Source organism: Micromonospora sp. NPDC047753, assembly GCF_040642735.1.
GTDB lineage: Bacteria > Actinomycetota > Actinomycetes > Mycobacteriales > Micromonosporaceae > Micromonospora.
In genome coordinates this window covers 1-9,146 of record NZ_JBEYSL010000269.1, presented here as the reverse complement: position 1 = coordinate 9,146, position 9,146 = coordinate 1, and the positions used below count along the sequence as shown (strand labels likewise).

General features: G+C 71.6%; 10 protein-coding genes. 4 read left to right on the top strand and 6 right to left on the bottom strand.

Going from position 1 to position 9,146, the window contains the following annotated elements; translation table 11 throughout:
* Positions 1-205: 205 nt before the first annotated feature.
* From ABZ749_RS21545 to ABZ749_RS21530, 4 genes are read right to left on the bottom strand one after another with little or no spacing between them, the layout of a single operon-like run.
* Complete coding sequence (locus tag ABZ749_RS21545) at positions 206-661, bottom strand: Rrf2 family transcriptional regulator (protein WP_357230300.1); 456 nt, start codon at positions 659-661, stop codon at positions 206-208.
* 1 nt (position 662) lies between these two features.
* On the bottom strand, positions 663-1,547 hold the full coding sequence (locus ABZ749_RS21540; RefSeq protein ID WP_357230298.1) for an ABC transporter permease: 885 nt from the start codon (positions 1,545-1,547) through the stop codon (positions 663-665).
* A complete protein-coding gene (locus ABZ749_RS21535) occupies positions 1,537-2,316 on the bottom strand; it encodes an ABC transporter ATP-binding protein (RefSeq protein ID WP_357230296.1) in 780 nt (259 codons plus the stop codon). The genes ABZ749_RS21540 and ABZ749_RS21535 overlap by 11 nt, the downstream gene beginning before the upstream one ends.
* Entirely contained in the window at positions 2,313-3,377 is a 1,065-nt protein-coding gene (locus ABZ749_RS21530; RefSeq protein WP_357230294.1) for an ABC transporter substrate-binding protein, read from the bottom strand. Before ABZ749_RS21530 ends, ABZ749_RS21535 begins: the two co-directional genes overlap by 4 nt.
* Positions 3,378-3,550: 173 nt before the next feature.
* On the opposite strand from ABZ749_RS21530, the gene ABZ749_RS21525 reads away from it, so the two are divergent.
* From ABZ749_RS21525 to nudC, 4 genes are read left to right on the top strand one after another with little or no spacing between them, the layout of a single operon-like run.
* Positions 3,551-4,666 (top strand): LLM class flavin-dependent oxidoreductase, encoded by a 1,116-nt coding sequence (locus ABZ749_RS21525; RefSeq protein WP_357230292.1) that lies wholly within the window; start codon positions 3,551-3,553, stop codon positions 4,664-4,666.
* Between the two features lie 10 nt (positions 4,667-4,676).
* Positions 4,677-5,987, top strand: coding sequence for a pitrilysin family protein (locus ABZ749_RS21520; protein WP_357230290.1), 1,311 nt, complete (start codon positions 4,677-4,679; stop codon positions 5,985-5,987).
* On the top strand, positions 5,984-7,327 hold the full coding sequence (locus ABZ749_RS21515; protein WP_357230288.1) for a pitrilysin family protein: 1,344 nt from the start codon (positions 5,984-5,986) through the stop codon (positions 7,325-7,327). The genes ABZ749_RS21520 and ABZ749_RS21515 overlap by 4 nt, the downstream gene beginning before the upstream one ends.
* 37 nt (positions 7,328-7,364) lie before the next feature.
* Positions 7,365-8,324, top strand: coding sequence for an NAD(+) diphosphatase (gene nudC / locus ABZ749_RS21510; protein WP_357230286.1), 960 nt, complete (start codon positions 7,365-7,367; stop codon positions 8,322-8,324).
* A 128-nt stretch (positions 8,325-8,452) separates the two neighbouring features.
* Here nudC and ABZ749_RS21505 read toward each other — a convergent pair whose 3' ends face one another.
* Together ABZ749_RS21505 and ABZ749_RS21500 are read right to left on the bottom strand one after the other, a co-directional pair.
* Entirely contained in the window at positions 8,453-8,728 is a 276-nt protein-coding gene (locus ABZ749_RS21505; RefSeq protein WP_357230283.1) for a hypothetical protein, read from the bottom strand.
* Between the two features lie 234 nt (positions 8,729-8,962).
* Positions 8,963-9,146: DUF397 domain-containing protein (locus tag ABZ749_RS21500; RefSeq protein ID WP_357230281.1), on the bottom strand; the 184-nt coding region annotated here is incomplete at its 5' end.

The window sequence follows — 9,146 nt, the reverse complement described above, 5'->3', positions numbered from 1 at the left end:
CGCTGGGCCGATCATGAAGGACAGCTCCACCGACATCGAGTCCAGTGCGTAGGCGGGGACCCCACACCCCCCACCCCACACCAACCACCGCGCCGATCTTGCAGTTTCTGTTGCCGGTATGGGCCGTTACGTCTCATGCGCGGCGACAGAAAGTGCAAGATCGCGAGGCGGAAGTGGAGCGGGGGGCGGGGTGGGGTGGGGCGGGTCAGGCGGGGGGTGTGGGGATGGGGCTGACGGGGGCGTGGGTGAGCAGGTCGGCCAGGGTGGCGCTGTCGACCACAGTGGCGATCGCCCCGTGCACCGCCAGCCAGACGTCGGTGAGCCCGGCGGCCACTCCGTGATAGCCGGCCCGCTCGGCCGGCAGACCGCGCACCGTGGTGAGCGACCCGCCGACCGCACGCAGCACGTCTCCGACGGTGATCTCGTCGGCCGGGCGGGTCAGCGCGTACCCGCCGTCGGCGCCGCGATGGCTGTGCAGCAGACCGGCCCGGCGCAGGTCGAGCAGGATGCCCTGCAGGAAGCTGAGCGGGATGTCCTGTACCTCGGCCAGGCTGGCCGCCTTCGCCAACTCGCCGACCCGGTCACCGTCGCCGCCACCACCGGCGGCGGCGACGGCGAGCATCGCCCGGAGCGCGTAGTCGCTGCGCGCGGAGACGAACACGTCACTGACCAGCCTGGTCCAGTACGCCCCAGCGGCGCCGGATCGCCTTGTCCGCAGCGCCGAACGCGGTGTCTACGAGGAGTCCGACGACCAGGATGACGATCATGATGGCCATCAGCCGTTCCGCGTCCGAGAAATCCCTCGCGTAGGTGAGCTGAGCGCCGATCGACGTTCGCGCGGCGATGACCACGAGCAATTCACCGGCCATCAGACTCCGCCATGCGAAGGCCCAGCCCTGCTTGAGGCCGGCGACGATCGCGGGCAACGCGGCCGGCGCGATGACGTACCGGTACAGGTTCAGACCTCGGGCGCCCAGGTTGCGGCCGGCGCGCTGCAGCAGCGGCGGGACGTAGTCCACGCCATGGATGACACCGTTGGCGATGGACGGCGCGGCACCGAGCACCACCACGAAGAAGATCGCCTGTTCGCTGAGTTCGAAGAGCAGGATCGCCAGGGGGAACCAGGCGATCGACGGCATCGTCTGTAGTGCCGTGATCATGGACCCGATGGCGGCCCGGAGCACCTTCGACCGAGAGACGCCGAGGCCGAGCAGCAGCCCGACGGCCACTGCGGCGGCAAAGCCGATCACCGCACGCCGTGCCGTGGTGGCCAGCCCGTCCCAGAGCGCTTGACTCAGGAAGTAGTCGGCGAGGTCGGCGAAGACCGGCCCTGGGCCGGGCAGGGCCCACGGGTCCTTCCACCCGGTCCAGACCACGGCCTGCCAGATTGCGATGGCGATGGCCAGTGCGGCGAGCTTGGGCCAGGTGGCCGCCCAGATCCGGGCGCCCCGGGAGACCTCCTTGTCCCGACCGGCGATTTCCAGCGCGTCGAGGCCGGTGATCTCCGCGTCGGTACGCGCCGAACTGGTGAGGGTGTCACTGGCCATGGCGGCCCACCTCCGTACGGAGCCGCTCGGTGACCTCGGCGGCGATGGCGGCGACCTCGGGGGAGTCGATCCGGCGAGGGCGCGGGATGTTCACCTCGGTGGAGTAGATGATCCGGCCGGGTCGGCTGGAGAGCAGGATGATCCGGTCGGCCAGCCGGGCCGCCTCGCGGACGTTGTGCGTCACGAAGAGCACCGAGAGCTTGCGCTCGGACCAGATCCGTTCCAACTCGTCGTGCAGGATGTCCCGGGTCATCGCGTCCAGCGCGCCGAACGGCTCGTCCATCAGCAGCACCGGAGTGTCCAGTGCCAGCGTGCGGGCGAGCGCGACACGCTGCCGCATCCCGCCGGAGAGCTCGTGCGGGCGCTTACGGCCGAAGTCGGCCAGGTGGACGGTGCGCAGCAGCTCGGCCACCCGCTCGCGACGCTGGGCCCGGGGCAGTCGGCGAAGCTTGAGGGGCACCTCCACATTGGCGTCGACGGTCAGCCACGGGAAGAGCGCCGGCTCCTGGAACATCAGGCCCGGGTTGACGTCGCCGCCCAGGGTGATCTGCCCGCCGCTGACCCGGTCCAGCCCGGCCACCAGGTTGAGCAGGGTGCTCTTGCCGCAGCCGGACGCGCCGACCAGGCAGACGAACTCGCCGGGTGCGACGTCCAGCGACACTCCGTCCAGGGCCAGGACGGCGTTCGCCCCGCGCCCGTACACCTTTGTCACGCCGGAGAGCGCGACCGCTGTGGTCACGCTCTGCGGCGTCGTCGTGGTCGACGTCATGGCTGGACGACCTCGGGCTTGCCCTGCGCCTTGAGCGCGTTGTTGAGGTATTTCAGGTCGTACAGGCCCTTGAGGTCCACCGGTTCGGTCAGGCCGACGTCGACGGCGTGGTCGAGCCCGGCCTTCAGGGAGGACGAGATCGGGTCGTTGGTGAACTCCAACGTCGGCCACGCCTGCTTGATGAGCTTCAAATCGAGCGGCTTTCCGGTGATCTTGCCGATCGCGTCGGAGATGGCCTGCTGCGCCTCGTCCGGCTTGGTGTTGACGAACTCGTTGGCGGCCACCTGACCGTCCACCAGCCTCTGCACCACGTCCGGGTGTGCCTTGAGGAACTTGGTGCTCACCAGCAGGTTGGTGATGACGAACTTCTTGTCCGGCCACAGGTCGCGCTCGTCGACGAGCACCTTGCCGCCGGCGTTGACCAGGCGGGAGACGAACGGCTCGGGCACCCAGGCGCCGTCGATCGCGCCGCTGTTGAACGTCTCGACGGTCTGGGAGTTCTCCTGCGGCACGATCTTGACGTCGCCGCCGCCCTCCTTGGTGGTGGTGAGGCCCTGCTGCTTGAGCCAGTACCGGATCGCCACGTCCTGGGTGTTGCCCAGCTGTGGGGTGGCGATCTTCTTGCCCTTCAGGTCCTGCGCGCCGGTGATGCTGGGCTTGACCACCAGCGCCACGCCGCCGGAGGCCGCGCCGGAGATGACCCGGACGGCCTCGCCTTTGGACTTGGAGAAGGCGTTCACCGTCGGGTTCGGACCGATGTAGGTGGCGTCCAGCGCACCGGAGAAGACCGCCTCGATGGCGGCCGGGCCGGCGTTGAAGGTCCTCGGGTCCAGCTTGACGTTGGTGCCGAGCTTCTCCGTGAAGATGCCCTTCTCCACGCCGACGACGGCCGGCGCGTGGGTGATGTTGGGAAAGTAGCCGAGGCGCAGCGTGACCGGGCCGGAGCTGCCGCCCGCGCCCTCGCTGTCGTCGCCGCACGCGGCGGTGCCGCCCAGGGTCGCCGCGCCGACCACGGCGAGGGTGGCCAGGGTGACCAACCGGCGCAGGGGGAGCCGTCTCATCGTCCATCCAATCCGCAGTATTCCTACTTAGTTGGTAGGAAGAGTGGGCCAGGCTGCGGTCAGCGTCAAGGCCCATCCACATGGCGGGATGGAGCATCTCAATTATGTCGGTATTTCCTACCAGCTTGCTAGGGTAATCGGCGATCGGTCACCGGCAGAGAGGCGACTTCGCGATGACCTTCCACTGGTTCCTGCCCACCTCTGGCGACGGCGACCAGGTCGGTGCCGCCACCGTCACCGCGGGCGCCGCGAGGCACGACCGGGCCGCGACGGTGGCCTACCTGGCCGAGGTTGGCCGGGCCGCCGAGACGAACGGGTTCACCGCCGTTCTCACCCCGGTGGGTGCCGGCTGCCCCGACCCGTGGATCGTCTGCGCCGCGGTCGCCCAGCACACCGAACGGCTCGGCATGCTGGTCGCGGTCCGGGCCGGTTTCGCGCTGCCCACCCTGATCGCCCAGCAGGCCGAGGCGTTCCAGGCCGTCTCAGGCGGCCGGCTCTCGCTCAACATCGTGACCGGGGGCGACCCGGCCGAGCAGCGGGCGTACGGCGACTTCCTCGGGCACGACGACCGGTACGCCCGCACCGGCGAGTTCGTCGAGGTGCTTCGCCGTGCCTGGGCCGGCGGGCCGTTCGACTACGCCGGAAAGCACTACCGGGTCGACGGCGGTGGCCTGGCCACCCCACTCGCCGCGCCGCCGCCGGTCTACTTCGGCGGCGCGTCCCCGGCCGCCGAGACGGTGGCCGCCCGGCAGGCCGACGTGTACCTGATGTGGGGTGAACCACCGACGTCCATCGCGGCCCGGGTCGCCCGGGTCCGGGCGCTCGCCGCCGAGCACTGCCGCACCCTGCGCACGGGCCTCCGGCTGCACGTCATCGCCCGCCCCACCAGCGCCGAGGCGTGGGCCGAGGCCGACCGGCTGCTGGCCGGGATGAGCCCGGAGCGGATCGCCGCCGCCCAGGCCCGGTTCCGTCGGATGGACTCGGTGGGTCAGACCCGGATGGCCGCGCTGAACGCCGGCCGCACCGACGGCCTCACCGTCGCACCGAACCTCTGGGCCGGCGTCGGCCTGGTCCGCGAGGGCGCCGGCACCGCGCTGGTCGGCAGCTACGCCGAGGTCGCGGCCCGAATCGACGAGTACGCCGCGCTCGGCGTCGACGAGTTCATCCTCTCCGGCTGGCCGCACCGCGAGGAGGCCGAGCGGGTCGGCGCCGAGGTGCTGCCCCTGGTGACAGCCCCGGTCGCGGCGGCTCCGGGAAGGTCGCGGGTGGCGGAGGTGTCGACGCGCTAGGGTCGACTCCGTGGCGGCGCGGAGATCCAGAATTCCAGCGACGAAGTATCCGGTCGAGCGGTTCACCCTCGACAACGGCCTGCGGGTGGTGCTCACCCCCGATCGCAGTGCCCCGGTGATCGGGGTGGCGGTGGTCTACGACGTGGGCATCCGCTCGGAGCCGGAGGGGCGTACCGGCTTCGCCCACCTCTTCGAGCACCTGATGTTCCAGGGCTCGGAGAACCTGGAGAAGCTGGCCCACTTCCGGCACGTGCAGGGGGCGGGCGGCACCTTCAACGGCTCCACCCACCTGGACTACACCGACTACTTCGAGACGCTGCCGAGCAACGCGCTGGAACGCGCGCTGTTCCTGGAGGCGGACCGGATGCGGGGCCCCCGGCTGACCGAGGAGAACCTGCGTAACCAGGTCGACGTGGTCAAGGAGGAGATCCGGGTCAACGTGCTCAACCGGCCGTACGGCGGCTTCCCCTGGCTGACCCTGCCTCCGGTCATGTTCGACACCTTCCCCAACGCCCACGACGGCTACGGCTCCTTCGACGACCTGGAGTCGGCGACCGTCGCCGACGCCGCGGACTTCTTCCGCCGCTACTACGCCAGCGGCAACGCCGTACTGGCCGTCAGCGGGGACATCGACGTGGCCGAGGCGACCGAGCTGGTCACCCGGCACTTCGGCGACGTGCCGGCCCGGCCGGCACCGCAACGGCCCGACTTCACCGAGCCCGACCTGACCGCCGAGCGGCGCACCTCGTACACCGACGCCCTGGCGCCGCTGCCGGCGGTGGCCGGCGCCTGGCGCGTGCCCGACCCGGTCTCCGACTTCGCCGGCTACCTGCCGTACGTGGTGCTGGCCGAGGTGCTCACCGACGGCGACGCGTCGCGGCTTGTCGAACGACTGGTGCAGCGGGACCGCACGGTGACCAGCCTCGGCGGATACCTCGGTTTCATGGGCGACCCGTTCGACGTCCGCGACCCCACCGCGCTGCTGTTGCAGGCGCACCTGCCGCCCGGTGGCGACGTGGACAAGGTGCTGCGCACCATCGACGAGGAACTGGACCGGCTGGCCACCGACGGGCTGACCGACGGCGAGCTGGCCCGCACCCAGGCCCGGATGGCGACCCACCTGCTGCGGGACACCGACGCTGTGCTCGGTCGGGCGCTACGCATGGCAGTGCTGGAGCAGCAACGCGGCGAACCGGGTCTGCTCAACGAACTGCCCCGGCTGGTCGGCGAGGTCACCGAGGAGCAGGTCCGGGCCGCCGCGGCCACCCTGCGCCCGGAGCGCCGGGCCGCCATCGAGGTCATCGCCGGAGGCGCCCGATGAGTGTCACCACCGCTCCCGCCCACCCGCGTACGCTGCCGCCGCTCGGGCCGAACCGCAAGCTCAAGGTGCCCAAGCAGGCCGAGCGCACACTGCGCAACGGGCTCACCGTGATCGCCGTACGCCGGCCCGCCGTACCCCTTGTCGAACTGCGGCTCTGGGTGCCGTTCGGCCGGGTCCACCTGGCCCGCGGCGCGATGCTCTCGCAGACCATGCTCTCCGGCACCGGGTCGATGTCCAGCGTGCAGATCGCCGCCGAGTTGCAGAAGGTGGGCGGCGGGCTCTCCGCGGGCGTCGACCCGGACCGGCTGATGCTCTCCGGCGCCGGCCTGGTCACCGGTCTGGACCGGATGCTGGAGCTGCTGGCCGAGGTGCTGACCGGCGCCAGCTACCCCGGTGACGAGGTGGCCACCGAACGGGACCGACTCGTCGACCGGATCCAGGTGGCACAGAGCCAGCCTTCGCACCTGGCCCGGGAGGCGCTGCTCAAGCGGATCTACGGCCGGCACCCGTACGCGACGCAGACGCCGGAGCCCGGCCAGATCCGTGCCGTCCGACCGGCGGCGCTGCGCACCCTGCACTCGGAGCGGGTCCACCCGACCGGCGCGCAGTTGGTGCTGGTCGGTGACGTCCAGCCGGAGAAGGCACTGGACGCAGCCGAGCGGGCGCTCGGTGGCTGGTCGGGTGCCGGGCGGGTGGCCGAACTGCCGGCGACCCCGCCACTGGAGCCGGGGCCGCTGGTGCTGGTCGACCGGCCGGGCTCGGTGCAGTCCTCGCTGCGGATCGCGCTGCCGGCGGTGTCGCGCACCGACCTGGACCACGCCCCACTGCAACTGGCCAACCTGATCTTCGGCGGCTACTTCTCCTCCCGGTGGGTGGAGAACATCCGCGAGGACAAGGGCTACACGTACGGCCCGCACTCGGTGATCGAGCACTCCGTCGCCGGGTCGGTGCTGGTCGCCGCCGCCGACGTGGCCACCGAGGTCACCGGCCCGGCGCTGCTGGAGACGACGTACGAGCTGGGTCGGTTGGCGTCGCTGCCGCCGAAGCCCGAGGAGTTGGAGCAGGCCCGGCAGTACGCCCTGGGCACCCTCCAGCTCGGCATGTCCACCCAGGCCGGGTTGGCGGCGTTGACCAGCGCGTACGCCGGCAACGGTCTGCGCCTGGACTTCCTCGCCGAGTACGCGGCGAGGTTGGCGAAGGCGAGCATCGACGACGTCGCGCAGGCGGCGGCCCGCTACCTGGCCCCGGCCCGGGCGGCGATCGTGGTGCTCGGCGACGCGGAGCGGGTCACCCCGGGGCTGGCCGCGCTGACCAGGGTGCAGACCGAGCAGCAGGCGTGAGCGAGCAGGCCATGGGGCTCAGCAGCGGGGCGCTGACGTGAGCGGGGAGGCGGCGCCGCCGTTGGCGCGGTCCACGCTGGATCGGGCCGCGCACCGGCGTGGTGACCCGCAGTGGTTGACCGAGGCGTGGTTGCGCGCCCGGGTGCTGCTGCTCGACTCGACCGACGAGGGTCGGACGCTGGCCCGTACCGAGACGTCGCCTCCGACGTTGGTGCTGTTCGGGGCGGCCGACGTGCCCGCCGGGTCGGAGTCGGTGGCGATGTTCCTGGGTGTTGAGCCGGACGGAGTGCCGGTCTTCGCTGTCGACGCGCCTCTTCCGGCGACCCCGGGAACCCGGGCTGTCCACCTCCGGGAGGTGGGTCACCTGCTCGCCGACCGGGAGGCCGGCATCTTCACCACCGCGCTGGCGCTGGTCAACTGGCACACCCGACACGGTTACTCGACGAGCACCGGCGCGCCGACCGCGATGGACGAGGCCGGTTGGTCCCGGGTGGACCGCAACGGTGGGCGGATCTGGCCGCGTACCGACCCGGCGATGATCGTGCTCGTCCACGATGGCGTGGACGGCCCGGACGGCCACTGCCTACTCGGCAACAACGCCGGCTGGCAGGGCACCCCGGGTGGTCGCCGCTACTCCTGCCTGGCCGGCTACGTCGAGCCGGGGGAGTCGGCGGAGGCGGCTGTGCTGCGCGAGGTCCGCGAGGAGGTGGGCATCGGCGTCGAGCGCATCGGGTACGTGGGCAGCCAGGCCTGGCCGTTCCCCGGTTCGCTGATGCTGGGCTTCCTGGCCACTGCCGATCCGGCCGAGCCGGTGCGGGTCGACCCGTCCGAGATCGCGTACGCCCGGTGGTTCTCCCGCCGGGAGATCGGGGCGGCGTTGGCCGGGCAGACGGTGGACGTGGGCGACGGGGCCCGGCTGATCCTGCCGCCTCCGTCGTCGATCGCGCTGTTTCTCATCCACCGCTGGCTGGACGGCTGGACGGACGCCGACAGCTGAGCACGGTCCCGACCCGTGGCCGCCGTTGCCGCGGCGGTCACGGGCCGGGAACACGGGCCGTCGTGGTCAGCGGGTGCGATCAAACGCGGCGGGGGAGCCGGTCCGACCACGACGGACGACCTGTGGAATCAGGTGCCGGTGCGGCCCGGTCTGCGTCGGAAGGCGGGCCGCGCCTCGATCAGCGGGAGGACCTTGACCCGTTGCTTGCCGGCGCGGACCGCGCCGACGGTGGCCAGGGCGCGGGCCAGTTGCAGCGCGGCGTCCCGGTTCTCGGCGTGGACGGTCTGCCGGCGCGGCTCGGGCGTGGTCGTCTCGTCGCGAAGTCGGTGGCCGTCCGCCCAGGCGGCGGCGATGTCCCCGTCAGCGACGGCGCGGATGTCGGTGCGAACGATCAGGAACCGCATGAGGGTCTCCGGATGAACCGCGACGGATGAGCCAGTGTGGAAGTTCCACGTACTCGAGGCCATGTTACGCCCCGTGTTCGTCGCAGCAACTGAAACGCGCCTATCGGTTTCGAGCCTCGTCCGATCGGCGGATGCCTGCTCAGCAGGGTCGCGGGTCGCGGAGCGACCGAGCCTGCGGGTACGACGCGACGGGGCCGCCGGCAGTGCGCCGACGGCCCCGTACCAGTCACCGGATCAGTTCAGATCGAACTGGCCCTTCTTCGCCCCGGTGATGAAGCCGAGCCATCCCGCGCGGTTGAACAGCAGCACCGGGCCGCCCCGGTCCTTGCTGTCGCGCAGGGCGACCGCCGACGGGCCGGCGGCCAGTGGGGCGACCTCCACGCAGTTGGAGGTCTGACTGCGTGTGCTGGTACGCCAC

What these genes read in the sequence shown, in the direction of transcription:
- ABZ749_RS21515 (WP_357230288.1), top strand. Translation starts at nt 5,984, where the DNA reads ATGAGTGTCACCACCGCTCCCGCCCACCCGCGTACGCTGCCGCCGCTC.
- ABZ749_RS21505 (WP_357230283.1), bottom strand. Translation starts at nt 8,728, where the DNA reads ATGCGGTTCCTGATCGTTCGCACCGACATCCGCGCCGTCGCTGACGGG.
- ABZ749_RS21535 (WP_357230296.1), bottom strand. Translation starts at nt 2,316, where the DNA reads ATGACGTCGACCACGACGACGCCGCAGAGCGTGACCACAGCGGTCGCG.
- ABZ749_RS21525 (WP_357230292.1), top strand. Translation starts at nt 3,551, where the DNA reads ATGACCTTCCACTGGTTCCTGCCCACCTCTGGCGACGGCGACCAGGTC.
- ABZ749_RS21530 (WP_357230294.1), bottom strand. Translation starts at nt 3,377, where the DNA reads ATGAGACGGCTCCCCCTGCGCCGGTTGGTCACCCTGGCCACCCTCGCC.
- ABZ749_RS21540 (WP_357230298.1), bottom strand. Translation starts at nt 1,547, where the DNA reads ATGGCCAGTGACACCCTCACCAGTTCGGCGCGTACCGACGCGGAGATC.